Origin of the sequence: Treponema succinifaciens DSM 2489 (genome assembly GCF_000195275.1) — a bacterium.
GTDB classification, from domain to species: Bacteria; Spirochaetota; Spirochaetia; order Treponematales; family Treponemataceae; genus Treponema_D; species Treponema_D succinifaciens.
This window is the reverse complement of the sequence record NC_015385.1, coordinates 1,006,565-1,023,858: the sequence shown is the minus strand read 5'-3', so window position 1 is coordinate 1,023,858 and position 17,294 is coordinate 1,006,565. Positions and strand designations below refer to the sequence as shown.

Here is a 17,294-nt window from a genome sequence, read left to right as displayed (position 1 = left end):
CAGATTACTGATTCTTCTTATTCCGCAATCTGCTGAAAAGAATAACTTCTGGGCGGTATTCAAAATGCATATTGTCCCAGATTACCCACTTTCCGCCCCACAAAAATCCATTGTTTTCAAAAATCTCAATTACTTTTTGTGGTGGCATCCATCTTCTTTCAAGCGGAAGCCTCATCCAGTTGTCTCCGTCAATATCCCGTCTCCATGCCCAGTATACATTTTTCTGCTTCCAGCCTCTTGGAAGCAAATCAAGCGCAACTCCAAGGCTATGAAATGAACGGTTGCCAGAATCGCTTATGTTCCGCCAAGAATAACTGTCCGCGCTTAAAAGTGTATCTAAAAAATTTTTCACTTCCGCATCAGACTTTGAACTTTCAAGAATTTCTTTTTCAACTTTTGCAAGCGGTTCCCTAAGACGTTCATGCGCATTTGACCTTTTTCCAAGAAACGGAATTTTTTTTATGTGCTGCTCAAGTGAAACTCTTGTCTTACAGTCATACACAAAGTCGTAAAAAAACGGAGGAGTTCCTTTGACGCTTGTTCTGTTTTCTGTAGAACTAAACTGCCGGATTTTTTCAATGTCCTCTTCTGTAAAATCCGCCGGGTCATGCAGAGCAAAATCATATTTATATAGAAAAGAATTGTACAGATTTTTATTTTCAATTTCGGATTCAGGCAAAAACATTCCGTCCGCCCAGAAAAATTCAGCAGTTCTGTCTTCAAGCGAAAGTAAAATTTTCCAGTCGCCTGCAAACGCATTGTACTCACTTTTAAACTGAATATCAGGATAAGCCTTTCTAAATAATGAAAGCAATTCAGGCTCTTCACCTTTTAAATTAAAAGCAGAAAATGAAAACCCAAAGCAAGGAAAAAACAAAAGCGCAAATAAGAAAATACGGAGAAAACAGCTAGAAGAAAATTTCATTTTTTAAATATAGCATTGAAAATACCAGCAATGTCAACTAAAAAGTTTTGAAGTAATTTTTAATTCTTTTATCACATAATATGCATGATTCAATTCTACCACACGAACAAGTCAGCGCAGTTGCGTTCTCCTCCGGAAACATCGATTGCCTGCCCTGTGCAAAATTTGTTTACCGCTGTCATAAAATAAATCCAGTCGGCAGCTTCTTCCGCAGTCGCCCAGCGTTTTAGCGGAGTTACATCCATGATTTTTTTCCAAAGCGATTTATCTTGAACAACCGGCTCGTTCAGTTCCGTGAGAATTCCGCCGAAGCACAAGGCATTGCAAGTCGCCCGGTATTCATTTGCAAGCCGAATCGCGCAATTTTTCATGTAGCCCACAACTCCAGACTTTGACGCAGCATAAGAAGCAAACTCGTTTCCTGTAAGTGCTGAAACGGAAGCATTGAATAAAACAGATTTTATTTTTTTCTGAAACGCATATTTTTCTGTAACCGCTATTGTTCCAATAAGATTCACTTTTATATCATCAAGACTGAAATTGCTGGCAGTTTGAATTCCAGCATTGTTCACAAGAATTTCAACACCATTTATTTCAGGAAGAGAATTTTCTTTTGAAATGTCGCAAACAAAATGTTTATAGCATTCAGCATTCTTTACAGAAAAATCGCCGCTTATTGAGTCAGGGCACACATCAAGTCCAATGACTTCATTTTTTTCAGCAAGAAACTTTAAGGCGCACGCTCTTCCGATTCCCCTGCTCGTTCCTGTGATTAAAACTTTCATTTTGCATTAGCCTTTTTGTATTCAATATATTCCTGCCCGACTTTTTCTTTTTCCCACTGGCGGACAACTTTATATCCCAAGCCGGAAAAAAAGATTTCGCCCAAAAGCTCAAAGCCAGCCCCAATCGCCGAGCACACAAAAACTTGAATCCAAGTCCAGCCAAAGAAAATTTTTGAAACAATTGTGGCAAAAATAAAATTGTCAACAAGCTGGGCTATTGCGGTTGAAATATAGGAGCGAGATGCAAATGAAAAAAATCCGTCTGACTTAAAAAGGCTTCCGATTGCGCAGTTAAGAAGAGCATTTACAACTGACGACGAAACAAACGCGACAGACGAGCCAAGCACAACATACCAAGAACCCGCAAAAGTCGCATTGAGCGCGTCATTAACAAGTGAATTCTCAGAAGCATAATATTCGCCCCACTTTCCCGGAGTCTTTGCAAGCAACGCAAATGAAACGCAAATAAAAAGATTCGCAGCAAGAGCAACAAGGGAAATTTTTATTGATGCCTTGGCGCCCCATCTTTTGCAGATTACGTCCATGCACAAAAACATAATCCAGCTGAATGCAAATCCGCAGTCAAGCGCAGCATACTTAAAAGTTACAAGTTCTTTGTTCGCCATAAGATTTGCACAGACAACGGACAAAATAAAAATTGAAACTGTAAGTGAAGGAATGTTTCTCAAAAGAATTTTAAAGTCGTCAGCTTCACGGGAAACAAAAGAAAGGAATTTTTTCATAAAATGTCAACGGAAACAAAACCGCCAGCCTCCATAAGAATTTTAATTTATAAAGCGCAGGAGAGTTATGAGGAATCATAAACTGCGCAACACAAATGTAATATTTTTCTGTATAAAATGCAAGGAGTCATCCGTTGCAAGCAGGGCTTACGCATTATAAATGTATTCAGCATAAAACTGGCTTCCGGACACGGTTTCCTGGTTCAAAATCGCGCAATAATGCGCTACACGCTGATTGTTGCAAAGTAACTATAGAATTGCCCGCTCAAGCCGGTCGCAACAATCAGAGTGTTTTTGCCCCAGGAACCGTTCCTTCGCGCAAACTTTACTTAAATTATTTATAATGCGTTTGCTCTGCGTTGCAAGCAGGGCTTACGCGGAGTTTTATAAGGAGGAAAAATAAAGAGAAAAAAGTTCCATGAAACAGAGCCGAGAACTGGAAACCGTAAAAATTGCCTGCAAACTTGGAACAACGTTAGACTATCTTGCGACAGAAGCTGTGTCTGAAGCCATGGATAACTATCGCGATAAATATTTCGAACTAAAAGAAAAAATAATAAAACACTGAAATTCAAGCTAACATATCATTCATTTTAAAACTGAGCATTTTTCCACTTTGATAAAAAGTATTTTTATGTTAAATTAAATCATAATATGAATAGTGACGTTGCAACATTACAAAGCATAGCAAAAACCTTGGAGGAAGAACCTTTGGCAAGTCAGCGTGTGCTTGCGGAAAATGCTGGTATGTCCATCGGGCTTATGAACGCTGTTCTGAAACGCTTTGTTGAGCGTGGATGGATTATGCTGACTAATGTAAATCTGCGGAAACTTTCTTATGCAGTTACTCCTGACGGAATTGCAGAACTTACATCCAGAAGCCAGAAATTTGCAAAGAGAACATTTGCGATTGCAAACACTTATAATGAAACATTCTGCCACCTTGTTTCCGAATCTAAAAAACAGGGCATAACAACGCTTGTTCTTTACGGCAAGAGTTATATCCGATTCCTGCTTATCTATGCCTGCCAGACCTTGAACGTAACATTTATTGAAAAAGAAGTTACTGAACCTGTTATGAAAAATGCCCTTTGCGTGGTAGGAGAATTAAATGAAGAATCAGAAATCACCCGCCTTGAAAATGAAGGCTGTGTGAATCTTTTGAACCTGATAGCGAAATACTGATTATAACTCTTTCAAAAGGCTTTTTCACCCTAAAAGAAATAAAAGAAGGCATGATAAAAATAGATTTAACAAAACAGAAAACGGACTTCTTCAATGTCGTAAAATCTCACTCAATTTGAGAGTCAATATCATTATAGATTTTTTGAAATATTTGTCTTTCTTGATTTCTAAAACATTTATTAAAAATTGCCTCATTCAAATTGTTTGCTTCATTTATTCCATGTATATTTGCATAACATAAAAAATATGAATCAGGATATTTTCTTAATTTATCTATATATGCTAAAAATTCTTTTTTATGGTATTCATATCGTTTTTTAATATCAAACGCATTTGCTTCCTTTTCAAATAAAACTGATTTTTTCTCATCAAGTTTCTCAAACTCGATAGCAAAAGAATCCTTCATTTCTGAAAATGAAAAACTTCTTGAATCTTGCTGATATAAGTTCTTCTTTGGAATTATTCTGAATCTTAAATAATCCATATATTTATAATTTTCACTAGATGGAAACAACATCTCCAATTGCTCTTCATTACATTTCTTGTAATATTCACCAGCCTGTTTTATTCTTGAATTACATACTTGGCAACTTGGCACAAAATTGTATAAGCTCAAGGAAAACAATGGACATCTTGATTTAGGAATAAAATGATCAATATCAAACTGATTTTTTTTCGAATTCTCAATTTCATATGAATTTATATAAGTTTTATTGCAATAAAAGCAAGTATTGATATTTATTACTTTTTCATTATCCGGCAATGTAAAAAATTGTGCGATATTTCTAGAAAATTTTGAAAAATCCAAGACAAAATGTTTTCCGTTTTTTACACCGTAAACCATTCCTAATTCTTTATCAACAGTCTTTCTAAAGTTTTCATTCTTCTTATATGCTACATATACTGAAGCAATTTCTCGTGGAGTTAGTGTTAATAATTTTTCAAAGTTTTTAGGAAAATCAGAAACAGAACTTTCAAAGTTTTCATGAATTCTTTTAATTTTGGAATCTATTAAACTATATAATTTTACTAACTTCGCATTTTTTCTTAATTTCACATGAATATTTTCTGCTGTTTTTCTTATTAAAAAAATATACCTTTCTTCAAATTCCCTTTTTTGTTCTATATCTTTATAAAATAAATCTGTATATACCCTAAACATTGATAAATTATTTCCTCTTCTTGTTTAACATATAAGTTAATGTGTTTTTAAAATATGAATCTCCCAAATTGTTTATGACAGAATCATATATTTGAATTTTTTCTTCTACATTCTCAAAGCTTGTTTCATTTTTACAAAAAGAAATAATCTCATTTATTCTATTTTTCGCAATTTCACCAATAGGTGCTGTAATAAAAAATTGCTTTTGCAATAAATCATATATATTAGCAGCAAAAGTCTGGTCTTCAAACAAATTTTTTGTCTGAATTTCTCCATTATCCAACAAGAGAACATTCTGAAGCGGAATGTCACTTAGTATATAAGGAGAATGCGTTGCTATAAGAATTTGAATTTGTGTTTTAGTATTAAAATTACAATTGTTTATCGATTCAATAAGTCTATATAAAAATAACCTTTGATACTCTGGATGCATATATAGTTCCGCTTCATCAAAAACTATAAGAAAATTTTTATAATTAGGATAATCAATATTATTTTTATTTGCTAATTCAGTTTTATCACATTCAAGATTTTTTAAATGATAAAGAACATAACTAAAACTATTCAGCAGCTGCAACTCTCCACTGCTAAATGATGACAAGTTTATTTCTTTTTTTGTAAATTCATCTTTAAATATTAAATCTGTTACAAAAATCGATGGTGGTAACTGCAAAAAATAATCATCAATACATTTCTCTTCACCACAAGAAATTTCTGCTATTTTCTTATAATTAGTTTCATACAAGCCATTTTCATATCTATAATCTAAAGAGAAGAAATTAAAACACTGCCTAAGTTTTAAGGTAATGAATGTATTATCTTTTAATATTTCATCCACCACTTCATCTGCAAATTGTTCATTATTTCTGAAATTAACATATTTTATAAATAGTCCATAATGAGCACAAGTTTTTAATGTCTTACAAGCTAGATAATACAGCAGACTATCTACTATCTCTTTATCAGTTTCAAATTCTGAAAAATCTTTTTTTTCATTTTTTTGTAAAATTCTTTTTGCCCAAGAATTCTTTAAATATTTAAAATATTTATCATATTTTAGTTGATTGCAAATTAAATTTTTTCCATACTCATCTCTAGTTTTTAAATCATTATTTAAAAAATTATTTATTTTATTTTGTAATTCTTCGAACAATAGCTTAATTTCTTCCGCGCCATGATTCTCAATGTAAGTTTTATCAAATCGATAAGACACTTTTAATGGTATTTTATTTTTAATAATTTTATGATTTTCATTCTTGTAATTATATAAAAAAATCTGAAGCGCAATAATTCTTTGTCTTGCTAAGTCTCGCTCATTATCTATTAAAATTACTCCATTAGAATCCCTATAAGGTAATAAAACTATTGGAGTTATATAAGCGTCGTTTTTATGAAAAATTCCTTCTGGATAAAAATCATTAGTCTCAAAATCCTCAGGATTAAAAGAGTACATACTATAATTAGTTACAATTGTATAGAATAGATCTTGTAATTTTGACAAAGAAAAATTTTCAGCACTGAGACCAGAGTCAACTTCAAAAACACCTTTGTTATTTTTTATAGATATTTCTAATTCCTTTTCGTTTGGAAGTTTCACAATAAGTTTTTCACTATCAATATTTTTTATACATCCGACATACTCTTTTCCATCATCTTGCAAAATTGAAAAATATAAAGCAGCAGAAAATCCTGAAGAATATATTAAATCACAGCCATTATATGGAAATATAGACTTAATGCAAAACGCAAAATTATTTATAATTCTATAAAGAACATCTAATAATGTTGATTTTCCAGAGCCATTTTTCCCAACAATACAACTTATATTTATATTTGTATCGGAGTTCTTAAATTTATAAAAATTATCTGATACATAAAATGAGATAGGAGAATCAATTTTGGGAGGTTTTTCACAATAATCATAACCACAAAATGAATACCAATCGTTAAAATTCTTATTTTTATGCTTTAAGTTCTTAAAAATATCTTTTTTATCATCCAATAATTCTATTCCAATAATATGCATTTTCATATCTCCTCATTTTTATATATTTATATCCGTAACTTTCAGATTCTGAATTTTTCCCTTTTTCTTGTATAAAAATGAAGTGAATCTATTTTATATTTTATACAAAGCATTGTATTGCTTTGCAATCCGATCCCAGCTGTAAAGATGTTTTCCAGCCTCGCCCATTTCGCTCGCGATTTTCTCAAACTTGTCGCTTTCATTTTTCATCAGATCCTGCAAGTCATCAGAAGTTTTCCAGTAAAGGCATTTTTCTTCGGTTGTAGCACGGTTGTAAACGCAGTCAAACGCAAGAATCGGAAGAGAAAGATTCATCGCCTCAACAAGAGAAGGATTTGTTCCGCCTGCGCTGTGTCCATGAATATAAACATGGGCATTTGAGCGGAGCCAGTTCACGGTATGCGGCTCGTAAATCGGGTCAAGCAAGAGGATATTTTTGCACGCGCTGAATTTTTCTTTTAAGCTACGGCCATATTCCGACTTTTCCCAGTTGCCCACAAAAACAAGCGTCTCGTCCGGCATTTTTGAGAACGCCTCAAGAATCACATGAACGTTGTTTTCAGGCTCAATCCGGCAGACAGTAACCGCATAAGGCTCTCGGCAGAACGGATATCTTTCAAACAAAGAATTGTCCTGAACACGCGAAACCTGGTCGCCGCCATACGCAATCAGCTCAACGCTCTTGTTCTGCACAATTTTAGAATATTCAGATTTTATGTAGTCAGTAATGCCCTTGTTGTCGCCTATTACAATGTCAGAATGACGGACCGCCATCTTCTCGCTGAATTTCAAAAGATGCTTTGCATACCACTTCCATTTGTCGCGCCGCCATTCAAGACCGTCAATATTCGTGATGATTTTTCCCCGGAAGTGCCTGCGGATATAAGAAAGGAACATACACCCGGAAACACCCAGAATCAGCATTATGTCCGAATTCAAGGAACGCTTCATTCCTTCAAAATCGTAGAAAATGCTTTCGATCCCGTTGGCGTCCTTTTCAAGATAGACAAGCTTTGCGCCCTTGTAAGACTCCAGCCTGTTTTCATATTTTTTTGCCGAACAGAAAACTGTATATTCCACATTCGCAGGCGTAAAATCAAGCAAATTGTCCACCAGAGATTCAAAACCGCCGTAACAGGCAGGCACACCAACAGTACCGATGACAGAGATACGGAGAGTTTTACAAAGATTTGTGTCATGCTGAACTTGATTCAGCATCTCATTATTTTCAAGCATAAATGCCTCCAAAAGCCTTTTTCAAGCGTTCAGTGACATTTTTATTTTTGGAAAGAAAACAGGAAATTATTTTCCGATGTAAAATCCTTCTTTGCTATATTCCTGCCATTTATCATACATACTTTGGTAATTATCTTTAATAAATGCTTGAATTTTATTTATTTCACGGTCATTAAGGCATCCTTTTTCTTGAAGAACAGAATCCCCATTTCCTTTTACAAAGAATTTTGCAGAACCTTCTTCAGTGAGTTTTGAATCGCTTGCATGAACATGCATTGCTTCAATAATGCACTTTGATGTAAAATACAAATAATATCCGCAAACCTTAAACGAAAAATATTTCGGCATGATTATGCCTCCATATATTTTGCATTTTCAAGATAATGCTTTTGTGCAATAGAAAACTCTATATCATCCATATTTGTTTCAATAAGAGAGCCGTCAGCAGATATAACTGCGGCTCCGCTCTCATTGTTTAAATTAAAGATATGTACACCGTCACTCTGTTTTTTATACGCAAAACCACAGACAATCATATCAGCTTCATCAGAAATTTTTTTTAAATCAGGCATATTTCACCTCCACCGATTTTATTGGATGCAAAAACTCGTCTGGATTTATATACAGATTTTTTAAAATAGGACGCAAGTCAATGTATTCTTCTTCTGCATCTTTATTATGTGCATATTTTGCCATTACAACCAGATAGCCGTCATCCCATTTTACAACACTTTCATATCGCTCTAATGAATATGGTGCCACAAACTTTAAACGTGAATCACCAAAAGAAAAAATTGTATATGTGCCGACATTTGAAAGATATGCTGTTTGTTTATCCATAACAACCTCTTAAAAAAAACTTCTCGTTAGCGACAGCGAAAGAAAGTGCTGAATAAGTTCGCACTGCAAACTCGTGAAAAAAAATTACACGGATGTAATTTTTTCACACCTCTTTGATAACACTATAGCATACAAATCAAAGAAAAAAAACTCCAATTTTTCTAAAGTTTTCCTTCAAAAATAAAAATGTCAAAGAACAAGTTATAAATTTTATATTATTTACAGTAAGGAACTGTAAAAATAATAGTTTTAAAAATCAGCCATAATATCAACATTTGCCAGAGCACCTAAACAAACATTGACAAACACATTACATTCACATATATCGAATTATTTACTGGCTGTCATTTTTTCACCTCATAAACTTCTTCTATCACTTTTTTTATTCCATGCAAAAACTTTTCCTCACTGAAATCTTTTGCACGATTTTTTGCATTCAAAGCAAATGTTTTATAAATATCAAAACTGCTTGTGATTCTTTTTATACACTCTGACACTTCATCAAGATTATATGGATTAATTAAAAATCCGTTTTTTTCATTTTCAATAATTTCTTTAGGACCTCCATAAGCCGGGGCAACAGCAGGAACAAGTGCATCGAAAGATTCAAGGACTGTAAGTCCGAATGTTTCGATGAACTTGTCATACAATGACAAGTTCATCGAAACTGCCGCTTCGCGGTAAAATTTTTCAAGAGATTTTTGTTTTCCAACAAGAGTTAAATTTCCAGGCAAATCTATTTTTGCAAAGAATTTCTGCATTTCAGAAAGTTCCGTGCTGCATAAAAGCACAAAATTATAATCGATATTTTTTCTTGCAAGCTCCACAAACTGAAAAACGCCTTTGTATTCTTTTAGAGAAGTCGGCATAAAAATTATTTTCCGCTTAAGTTTTTCATTTAAATATTCATCTAAATTTTCTGGAAGCGGACTAAATTCAATCGGATTATAAACAACAACAGAAGGCAAAAAATCAGTGTGTTCTTGAACATAGTTTGAAACGCAAATAGCTACTGACGCACATTTTTTCATCACTTTAGTGTAGAGACGTTTTAAAAATCCAGGATTTATATAAACTTCATGAATGTGGTAAATGATTTTTTTCCCACGGAGCCTTGCGGCAAGTGCAGCTCCAAACGGCACGACAGTATTCATATAAAGAATGTCAAAATCAGCAAAAAGTATGAAGAAAAAATTCCTTGTCTGAGCCAAAACAAACTGAAAAACGCGCAAAATTTTGTTTTCATGCCAGCGGTAAAAGTTATCATGATATTCAACATTCGAAATGTCGTTTAAAATTCCGTCTGTCTTTGAAGTAAGAAGAGAAATTTTTATGTTTTTATCATTTGAAAGCGACTTTAGCAGAAGCGAAAGCACTTTTGGAGAACCTGTGAAGTTGTTCAGAAGATGGGCAAAAATGATTTTCATATTAAATTTTTCCATGAAGTTTCAGATATAATTCATAAAGATAAACAATCAATGTCTTAAATAAACTTTTCTTATTCATAATAAAAGTACCTTCAAGATAAAGTCTTGTATGTTTCTTTCTGTCTTCTTTTGACAAATGATTCTCCGACAAATCATGTTCTAGCCTTTCATCCAAGACATAAAACCTGCTGTCAATTTTTCTTACATCTGAGAAAAAGCACGTGTCAATTCCGTAAAGTGAAAGTTCCTCGTTGAAAGTGATTTTGTTTTTTTTCAGAAATGGAATTCTGACTCCTGTTCCGCTCATAATTGCTGTGTAAAGATTGTCTTTGTGGATTCCGGCGGCAAGTCTTTTATAGTGCCATCCTTTGAAAATCCAGAATTTTCCAGGTGAATACAATTTATTTTTTGAATAAACCTGCGGAAGAAAAATATTAACGTCAGGATTTTCCGAAATCGTTTTTTCAAGATAGAAATCAAAATCCTTGCGGATAATTTTTGAGTCCTGGTCAAAAATCATGAGAAAATCAAAATCTGAATATTTTTCAAGGCAACTGTTGTAAACTTTTGAAAGTGCAGTGTTGTCAGGCGTATGAAGATATTCAACATTCTCAGTATTAAGGAACTCCTTGAGTTCTTGAATTTTTGTCTCGCTTTCCGGGGAGTTATCCCAGACAACGAAAAAATTGTTCTTGTTGTCACCAAAACGCAATTCCGAAAATGAGCGCAATGTCTGGGAATTCGAGTATTTTATTTTGTAGAGAACCGTAAGATAGAGTTTTTTCATTATAAAACCGCCTTTAAAAATGCCCGTGCGTAATATGCTAAAACCAATACAGCGAATGGCATAAGAAATATTTTTTCTTTGAACCTAGAAATAATCTTAGGAATAACAATAAAAACAAAAGGAATAAAAAATTCTGAAAGTCTAAAAGTAACTACATTAAAGCCTAAATTAAAAAGACAATAAAATATAATTACAGACAAGGAACTTAATTGAAAAATCGTAAAATCATAATTTTTATCCGGAAAACCCTTATATAAAAAATAAAAAATTGTATTCATAATCAAAATAAGGAGATAACAAATATTAAACACTGAAAAATCAGCCATATTTTGCAATGCACCAAGTTTTTCTAAAAAAAATAATTTTGAATATAAATTTGAACCTAAAAAAATAAACAGACTTTGTCCGTGTAAAAATTTATACAAAAGAACACTTGCAATAAATGTAATCCACAAAATCTGAAAATATCTTTTTGGCTTTTTAAAAAAGTTGCAGTAAAAATAAACGGCAAACATAATCACAGAAGAATAATGGAAGCATATTGCAAAAAGAATTTTAATTGCAAACTTAGTAAATTCTCTTTTGTTAATTTCTTTTACAGAAAGATAACAAATACCAAGTCCGATTGCAGCTCTAATTTGTGTATACTCATGAAGAAAATAAATTGTAAAAATATAAAATAATATAGAAATAAAAAAGTTATTTGAATATTGAGCATAAAACACACCCTTTAAATAAAGCCCAATAAATGCACAAAAAAAATAAATAAAAACAAGTGTAACAGTCCCTTCATTAACAAAGTTGTTAATAATTTTTAATAACCTGAACATAGGTTCTGTGGACTTATTGCCGTAGAAAATTCCAAGGTAGCCGACATAATCTACACCGGTTCCAAAAATTCTAAAAGCAGAAAAAAGGGAAAGAAATAAAGCAACTATTCCAAAAAACAAAATGTAGTCAAAATAAAATTTCTTAGAAAATTTCATATTTCAACAACCTTCTTAAATTTTTCAAAAGCTTTTTCCCAAGTAAATTGCCGCATAAGCTCATTACCAGTTTTTGCAAACTGAATTCTGACATCATCATGTGTCATTAAAAAAATTATATTTTCTGCCAGCTTATCAATATCAAAAACAGGGCTAAGCAATGCCGTTTTATCTTCAATTGCATAGATTCCAAAACCACCGATATTTGTACAGCAAAGTGCACAGCCACAGATAAAAGCTTCTGCAGGGGGAAGAGCCATTCCCTCTGTTCTGCTAGCGGCAACAAAAACTGCAGCAGTATTATATAATTTTCTAAGCAAAGACTTTTCAGGTTGCTGATAATACTCAAACCAATCAGGTAAATTTTTAGGTCTTTCAGGAACTCCAAAAACAAGAACTTTTAAATCTGGAATATTAATCTTTACTTTTTCAAATGCAGCTATCATATCGGAACAACGCTTAATATCATTATTTGAAGCATACATCATCATTCCAATATGAGGATTTCTATTTTCAATAGGATTATCGATTCCAAAAATATTAAAATCAAAGCCATTTGGAATAAAACTAACTTCACTACCACTAGCTTTTACTTTTTCTACAAGATAAGGAGCTATAGCAATTTTTTTCATTTCAAATTTATAAGAATTCGATGTATAGGGCTCAGGGACATTCCAGGTTTCATAGCCTTGGATATAGTATATTTTATTATCAGCTGGAATTTTATATTCATTTAAATAATATGAAGTTTCCAAACTTGTAGCACAATAAAAATTTGATTTTGGAACATTGTGTTCTTTTAGAGAAAAGACTTTTATTTCATGAATTCTGCTATCTAAATCAAACCATTTGGCTTTAAAATTATTTCCCAAAAAACCTTTTAAATATCTATTAACTGTTCCAAGAACATTTCTTAAAGTTATTTTTCGTATAAATGTATGAACAGGATAAACAATATATACTTCCCAGCCATCCATAACTAGCCGGTTCGCCTGTTCATAAACAACTTTATATCCGCCGCTCGGATTCTTTCCGCTGCCGGGCATAAAAAATGAAATCGATTTTGCAGTTAGACAGTTTTCTTTCATAAATGTTTTTCCTATTTTAAAATTGAAAAATCAAAGTCTTCAGTAAATGCAATGCGAGGAATTGCCCAATGACAGCTTTTTTGTTTTACACCACGTCCGCAGCCTAAAAAGGCACTTGTAAATCCCATTTTTTCAACAATATCAATTTCTCTTTTTCCAATTTCAAAAGGAGAGCCAAATGGATAAGCAAAAACCGATTTTTTGTAATTTGGGATATGATTCTCAAATTCATTCAAACCTTCTATTATCTCTCGCTTAACATCATTTTCTGTTTTCATCGCCCTCAAATTTGCATGATGTGCTGTGTGAGCACCAATTGTTACAAGAGAATTTTTATTAAGTTCAACAATGTTTTCCCAAGACATACAATATTTCGCATTCAAAGTCTGCAATTCAGGCAAATCAATTTCAAAAAGGCTACAAAACTTTGTTATCAAATTTTGCGAATTTAACAGAAGAATTTTTGAACGAAGTTGTTCAAATACTAAATTTTTTGCTTCTAAAGTGGCACAACTATAAATACTTCCGTCCGAAAGTTTTATATGGTCATTTTTTTTAATCATGTCCCCAAGAATATGCCACCACAAAAAGCATTTCATATTCGGAAAATCACTTGCTACAAAAACAGTGAACGGCACATTATATTTCTTAAAAATTGGAAAAGCGGTTGTATAATTATCTAAATATCCGTCATCCATTGTAAAAACAATAAACTTTTTCTTTGATTTATTTTTTAATCTGTCATTTATTTCAGTCGAAGAAATAAAATCATATTTTTCTTTATATTTCAAAATAAATTCCTCAAGAAATTTAGGAGAAACTTTCATATTTTCATTCATAAAAATTCCATTGGATTCAATTTCCGAAACTCTGTGCAACATAAGCACATAACCTTTTGTTCCAATATCTTGAATGCAATGCTTCATTTTTCTAAGGATTCTTTTTATCATCTGCAGCCACCAATTTTTTTGAATTTTTTATAGATTGCATAAACAAACTTGAAGTTGTTTTTTATAAATTGTTTTGCAGTTGAAAAAAGATTAAAAGAAAAATACATTTCCCTTATCAATGATTTTTTCACTGCATATTCAAAGTTTTCTGTTTGCAAATAACTATTTTTAAATTTGCCCCTGTTTTTATGCGGAACAGAAGGATAATTCAGTTGCCCGTTATATTTAAAAGGTTCTGGCAAAGGTCTATTCTCTAAGTAACACGATTCTTTTAATTCTTTCACAAGCACATTTCCTTTTTCTGTGTAACACAGAACACAAGAGACTTGCTTTACAGGATTGTTATACTCAACCTCACAGCCTAAACCATCGTAATCACCAATAGTCAAATCACAAAAACGTTCTGGCTTTGCATAGCTGCACGAATAACAGTTTTCCCGAAAAATTAAATTACTTAAAAATGCATTTCCGTAAGATTCTTTTTTGTGCATATCACAAATATAAAATTCCTGACTATCATCTGAGATACATCTCAGATGATAGTCATAGGAGTTACCACCCCTATGACTTTCATCCGCAGTTTTACTACGGAAAAAAATTTTTGAAATTCTTTTTTCAGATTTCTTTTCAATGAAATCAAGATGTTCGTCAAGAAATTTCCAATTTGGAACTCCATGACAAATAATATTTACAAGGAATAGGTTTTCTGTAAATTTTTTGTTCTTCAGATTTAAATATGAATACAATGCCGCACATTGACAAGGAAGACCAATAAAAATCGCATATTCATTTTTAGAAAGATGCTCGCAATAACAATTAAATGCTGGAAGCATATTTGAATAAACATATTTTGAACTACAAGCCCAATCTAAATCATAAACGTCTTTTACTTCTTTATAAAAAACTCCGGTATGCCTATCAAAACAAGTTCCCATCGAAAACCAATTATTTTTTATAGCAATCTTATAAAGTTCAGAAGCAATTCCACCGCTAGCAGCTTTATTATAAACGGACTTATCAAAGCTATAAGCGACATAAACTTTTTTCACTTTTGAAAAAGATAAATTCTGATTATTCGGGCAAACCTTTTTGCATAATCCACAATTAATACATTTTTCAGAATCCACAAAAGGACGTAGAGATCCATACAAATCTTCTTTGAGGATAATCGCTTTTTTTGCACAAATTGAAACGCAGGCGCCGCAGCCTGTGCATTTTTCATCAGGACAAATCATTTTTTCAAGATTCCTTTTAGATAATCCAATGAAGAATCTTGAAATTCTTCCCTAATTCTATCCACTAAGTCCCAGTTAATTTCTGGAATTTCTTTTATCTCTAAAATATTTGTTGCATCATGATTCTCTATATTGAATTTTTCCGCCAGAAACCTCATTCTGGAAGTATCCTGAAAATTATAGAACATTATATTTGTATGAAAATACAAAGAAAACAAAAAACCATGATATGATCCTGTGAAAATATATTCTGCATATTTTATTTTAGAAAGAAAAATTTCTATCGAATCATAAAATTTTAATTCAACAATCTTCAAATTATTAGCTCTTGCAAAATTTCTAGCATCTGCTTGGCATTTTTCATTCGGTAAATAGATAAGGACATATTTCCCGAACTTCTGTTTCTTTGTAAAATGTTCCCATTCTTCTGGTTCTATAAGCATCGTAGGATCACAAACCAAATTCGCTTTTTTTTCTGATAATTCATTTACCCAATCTACAGCTTCTTTTTCTCTAACTGCGATTTCATCAAATCTTGAAAGCCATTTCTTTATTTCTGATTTTTCTTTTTCAGTCCATGGTTCTCCAATTGAAGTTGCATAAGAAAATTTACCTTTATTATCACCAGCAAAATCAAGAAAATATGAAAAATCATTTCCCGAAATTGAAAGATTCCATAAAATATCACTTCCAACAATAAAATTATCATATACAGAATTTGCTTCAGATATATTTTTTCTTGTGTAGATTTTTTGAGAAAGTCTCTCATGACTTTTTATAAACCGGCACAAATTAAAATGCTTTATAGCACGTTTAGGATAGCGAACTAGAGAGCCTATAAAATTTCTCACTGAACCATGTATATTTATAAACGGAAGTTCTCTTTTTATTATGTTTTCGCATTGATAATTTATTATTTCGCACTCATACCCAAGATTTTTAACAGCCTTAAAAAGAGAGTATGCCTGAAGATTAGCACCATAATTAGTTGTATCGTGAAAAGTAATTATTCCTGTTTTCATTTTTTATTTTCTACCTTTACAAATATATGTTTTGCTTTAGAAGCTATACCATGAATAAAGTTGTAAAATCCCTTAACAATATAATGTCTTGAAATTTCACCATTAAATGTGAAATCCTCTCTACTTCCAAGCATTTTTTTATATTCATGTCGCCCCCCCCCGAGAAAAATTTCTGAATAGCCTTTCTCTATCATCTTTTCAAGAAAACAAAGATAAATAACAGAACCAGGTGAATATTTTTTCCATTTTATGTCATAACTTGTCTGTTCAAAAATAACTTTTTTGAAATGCTCATCTGACATTGCAAAGGCAATAAAATCTCCATTCTTTTCAAGAACATAAATATTTGTAATATTTAGCCATTTCAAGAAATCATTAGGTGATAGCCCCCAATCTCTATTATGTGTAACCCGCTTTTGTGCAAAAAAGATTTTAACTGCATTTTCAAATTCACAAGCAAGTAATTCCCGAAACGAAACTCCCATCTCAAAAAGAATTCGTCTTTCTCGTTTTAGGTTGTATCTCTTTTTTCTGTCTTCTCTTAAAAGCAATTCATTAAAATTTGAAGGAAGCTCTATTGAATAATTATGATCCGAATGTAAATTATAAAAAAAGTTAAAAAGAGAATAATGGCATTCTATTGCCTTTGGTCGTAGAGTTTTGAAAATATACTTTATAATTTTCTTAAAAGTATCTTTATCATAAAAATCAACAAGACATGACTGCATAAATATTGTTTTATTTTCAACGTGAAATCCAACTTTTCCACAACTTTCTTTATCTTCCCAAAAAAGAATATAATTTGAATCATCATACAGCATTCCTGTCTGATTAAATGTAAACGGCAAAAGTTCAGGAGAGTATTCCGTTTTTAGTTTTTCTATATAAATATTCATA

General features: G+C 32.1%; 19 protein-coding genes. 2 read left to right on the top strand and 17 right to left on the bottom strand.

Going from position 1 to position 17,294, the window contains the following annotated elements:
• Window positions 1-4: 4 nt before the first annotated feature.
• The 3 genes from TRESU_RS04875 to TRESU_RS04865 all read right to left on the bottom strand — a co-directional run bounded on the left by TRESU_RS04875 (window position 5) and on the right by TRESU_RS04865 (window position 2,453).
• Window positions 5-925, bottom strand: coding sequence for a M15 family metallopeptidase (locus tag TRESU_RS04875; RefSeq protein WP_013701173.1), 921 nt, complete (start codon window positions 923-925; stop codon window positions 5-7).
• 95 nt (window positions 926-1,020) lie between these two features.
• Window positions 1,021-1,710, bottom strand: a complete 690-nt coding sequence (locus tag TRESU_RS04870) for an SDR family NAD(P)-dependent oxidoreductase (protein ID WP_013701172.1) — start codon at window positions 1,708-1,710, stop codon at window positions 1,021-1,023.
• A complete protein-coding gene (locus TRESU_RS04865) occupies window positions 1,707-2,453 on the bottom strand; it encodes a VUT family protein (RefSeq protein ID WP_013701171.1) in 747 nt (248 codons plus the stop codon). The genes TRESU_RS04870 and TRESU_RS04865 overlap by 4 nt, the downstream gene beginning before the upstream one ends.
• Window positions 2,454-2,871: 418 nt before the next feature.
• On the opposite strand from TRESU_RS04865, the gene TRESU_RS15115 reads away from it, so the two are divergent.
• Window positions 2,872-3,021 carry a hypothetical protein gene (locus TRESU_RS15115; protein ID WP_013701170.1) on the top strand — a complete coding sequence of 50 codons (150 nt, stop codon included), beginning with the start codon at window positions 2,872-2,874 and terminating at the stop codon, window positions 3,019-3,021.
• An 86-nt stretch (window positions 3,022-3,107) separates the two neighbouring features.
• Window positions 3,108-3,638 carry a winged helix-turn-helix transcriptional regulator gene (locus TRESU_RS14175; protein WP_013701169.1) on the top strand — a complete coding sequence of 177 codons (531 nt, stop codon included), beginning with the start codon at window positions 3,108-3,110 and terminating at the stop codon, window positions 3,636-3,638.
• A gap of 106 nt (window positions 3,639-3,744) precedes the next feature.
• Here the strand turns inward: TRESU_RS14175 and TRESU_RS04855 are convergent, their stop codons facing one another.
• The 14 genes from TRESU_RS04855 to TRESU_RS04790 form a co-directional block, all read right to left on the bottom strand.
• Complete coding sequence (locus TRESU_RS04855; RefSeq protein ID WP_013701168.1) at window positions 3,745-4,800, bottom strand: HNH endonuclease; 1,056 nt, start codon at window positions 4,798-4,800, stop codon at window positions 3,745-3,747.
• A gap of 7 nt (window positions 4,801-4,807) precedes the next feature.
• The gene (locus TRESU_RS04850; protein ID WP_041611988.1) at window positions 4,808-6,832 is read right to left on the bottom strand and encodes an AAA family ATPase; all 2,025 of its coding nucleotides are present in this window, start codon (window positions 6,830-6,832) and stop codon (window positions 4,808-4,810) included.
• A gap of 87 nt (window positions 6,833-6,919) precedes the next feature.
• On the bottom strand, window positions 6,920-8,062 hold the full coding sequence (locus TRESU_RS04845) for a DUF1972 domain-containing protein (RefSeq protein ID WP_013701166.1): 1,143 nt from the start codon (window positions 8,060-8,062) through the stop codon (window positions 6,920-6,922).
• Between the two features lie 66 nt (window positions 8,063-8,128).
• Complete coding sequence (locus TRESU_RS04840) at window positions 8,129-8,410, bottom strand: DUF4160 domain-containing protein (protein ID WP_013701165.1); 282 nt, start codon at window positions 8,408-8,410, stop codon at window positions 8,129-8,131.
• Between the two features lie 2 nt (window positions 8,411-8,412).
• On the bottom strand, window positions 8,413-8,634 hold the full coding sequence (locus tag TRESU_RS04835) for a DUF7723 family protein (RefSeq protein WP_013701164.1): 222 nt from the start codon (window positions 8,632-8,634) through the stop codon (window positions 8,413-8,415).
• A complete protein-coding gene (locus tag TRESU_RS04830; RefSeq protein ID WP_013701163.1) occupies window positions 8,627-8,902 on the bottom strand; it encodes a DUF7724 family protein in 276 nt (91 codons plus the stop codon). The genes TRESU_RS04835 and TRESU_RS04830 overlap by 8 nt, the downstream gene beginning before the upstream one ends.
• A gap of 344 nt (window positions 8,903-9,246) precedes the next feature.
• Window positions 9,247-10,329, bottom strand: coding sequence for a glycosyltransferase family 4 protein (locus tag TRESU_RS04825; protein WP_013701162.1), 1,083 nt, complete (start codon window positions 10,327-10,329; stop codon window positions 9,247-9,249).
• Between the two features lies 1 nt (window position 10,330).
• Window positions 10,331-11,116 carry a glycosyltransferase family protein gene (locus tag TRESU_RS04820; RefSeq protein ID WP_013701161.1) on the bottom strand — a complete coding sequence of 262 codons (786 nt, stop codon included), beginning with the start codon at window positions 11,114-11,116 and terminating at the stop codon, window positions 10,331-10,333.
• A complete protein-coding gene (locus tag TRESU_RS04815; RefSeq protein WP_013701160.1) occupies window positions 11,116-12,102 on the bottom strand; it encodes an EpsG family protein in 987 nt (328 codons plus the stop codon). The genes TRESU_RS04820 and TRESU_RS04815 overlap by 1 nt, the downstream gene beginning before the upstream one ends.
• A complete protein-coding gene (locus TRESU_RS04810) occupies window positions 12,099-13,190 on the bottom strand; it encodes a glycosyltransferase family 4 protein (RefSeq protein ID WP_013701159.1) in 1,092 nt (363 codons plus the stop codon). Before TRESU_RS04810 ends, TRESU_RS04815 begins: the two co-directional genes overlap by 4 nt.
• Before the next feature lie 11 nt (window positions 13,191-13,201).
• On the bottom strand, window positions 13,202-14,140 hold the full coding sequence (locus tag TRESU_RS04805; RefSeq protein ID WP_013701158.1) for a polysaccharide deacetylase family protein: 939 nt from the start codon (window positions 14,138-14,140) through the stop codon (window positions 13,202-13,204).
• Window positions 14,137-15,375 carry a Coenzyme F420 hydrogenase/dehydrogenase, beta subunit C-terminal domain gene (locus tag TRESU_RS04800; RefSeq protein ID WP_013701157.1) on the bottom strand — a complete coding sequence of 413 codons (1,239 nt, stop codon included), beginning with the start codon at window positions 15,373-15,375 and terminating at the stop codon, window positions 14,137-14,139. The genes TRESU_RS04805 and TRESU_RS04800 overlap by 4 nt, the downstream gene beginning before the upstream one ends.
• Entirely contained in the window at window positions 15,372-16,397 is a 1,026-nt protein-coding gene (locus TRESU_RS04795; protein WP_013701156.1) for a polysaccharide pyruvyl transferase family protein, read from the bottom strand. The genes TRESU_RS04800 and TRESU_RS04795 overlap by 4 nt, the downstream gene beginning before the upstream one ends.
• The gene (locus TRESU_RS04790; RefSeq protein WP_013701155.1) at window positions 16,394-17,293 is read right to left on the bottom strand and encodes a GNAT family N-acetyltransferase; all 900 of its coding nucleotides are present in this window, start codon (window positions 17,291-17,293) and stop codon (window positions 16,394-16,396) included. Before TRESU_RS04790 ends, TRESU_RS04795 begins: the two co-directional genes overlap by 4 nt.
• Between the last annotated feature and the right edge of the window lies 1 nt (window position 17,294).

Excerpts from the sequence above, each read along its gene's own strand:
- TRESU_RS04820 (WP_013701161.1), bottom strand. The coding sequence starts at position 11,116 with ATGAAAAAACTCTATCTTACGGTTCTCTACAAAATAAAATACTCGAAT.
- TRESU_RS04870 (WP_013701172.1), bottom strand. The coding sequence starts at position 1,710 with ATGAAAGTTTTAATCACAGGAACGAGCAGGGGAATCGGAAGAGCGTGC.
- TRESU_RS14175 (WP_013701169.1), top strand. The coding sequence starts at position 3,108 with ATGAATAGTGACGTTGCAACATTACAAAGCATAGCAAAAACCTTGGAG.
- TRESU_RS04790 (WP_013701155.1), bottom strand. The coding sequence starts at position 17,293 with ATGAATATTTATATAGAAAAACTAAAAACGGAATACTCTCCTGAACTT.
- TRESU_RS04810 (WP_013701159.1), bottom strand. The coding sequence starts at position 13,190 with ATGAAAGAAAACTGTCTAACTGCAAAATCGATTTCATTTTTTATGCCC.
- TRESU_RS04815 (WP_013701160.1), bottom strand. The coding sequence starts at position 12,102 with ATGAAATTTTCTAAGAAATTTTATTTTGACTACATTTTGTTTTTTGGA.
- TRESU_RS04830 (WP_013701163.1), bottom strand. The coding sequence starts at position 8,902 with ATGGATAAACAAACAGCATATCTTTCAAATGTCGGCACATATACAATT.
- TRESU_RS04850 (WP_041611988.1), bottom strand. The coding sequence starts at position 6,832 with ATGAAAATGCATATTATTGGAATAGAATTATTGGATGATAAAAAAGAT.
- TRESU_RS04835 (WP_013701164.1), bottom strand. The coding sequence starts at position 8,634 with ATGCCTGATTTAAAAAAAATTTCTGATGAAGCTGATATGATTGTCTGT.
- TRESU_RS04825 (WP_013701162.1), bottom strand. The coding sequence starts at position 10,329 with ATGAAAATCATTTTTGCCCATCTTCTGAACAACTTCACAGGTTCTCCA.
- TRESU_RS04855 (WP_013701168.1), bottom strand. The coding sequence starts at position 4,800 with ATGTTTAGGGTATATACAGATTTATTTTATAAAGATATAGAACAAAAA.
- TRESU_RS04795 (WP_013701156.1), bottom strand. The coding sequence starts at position 16,397 with ATGAAAACAGGAATAATTACTTTTCACGATACAACTAATTATGGTGCT.
- TRESU_RS04840 (WP_013701165.1), bottom strand. The coding sequence starts at position 8,410 with ATGCCGAAATATTTTTCGTTTAAGGTTTGCGGATATTATTTGTATTTT.
- TRESU_RS04865 (WP_013701171.1), bottom strand. The coding sequence starts at position 2,453 with ATGAAAAAATTCCTTTCTTTTGTTTCCCGTGAAGCTGACGACTTTAAA.
- TRESU_RS04875 (WP_013701173.1), bottom strand. The coding sequence starts at position 925 with ATGAAATTTTCTTCTAGCTGTTTTCTCCGTATTTTCTTATTTGCGCTT.
- TRESU_RS15115 (WP_013701170.1), top strand. The coding sequence starts at position 2,872 with ATGAAACAGAGCCGAGAACTGGAAACCGTAAAAATTGCCTGCAAACTT.
- TRESU_RS04800 (WP_013701157.1), bottom strand. The coding sequence starts at position 15,375 with ATGATTTGTCCTGATGAAAAATGCACAGGCTGCGGCGCCTGCGTTTCA.
- TRESU_RS04805 (WP_013701158.1), bottom strand. The coding sequence starts at position 14,140 with ATGATAAAAAGAATCCTTAGAAAAATGAAGCATTGCATTCAAGATATT.
- TRESU_RS04845 (WP_013701166.1), bottom strand. The coding sequence starts at position 8,062 with ATGCTTGAAAATAATGAGATGCTGAATCAAGTTCAGCATGACACAAAT.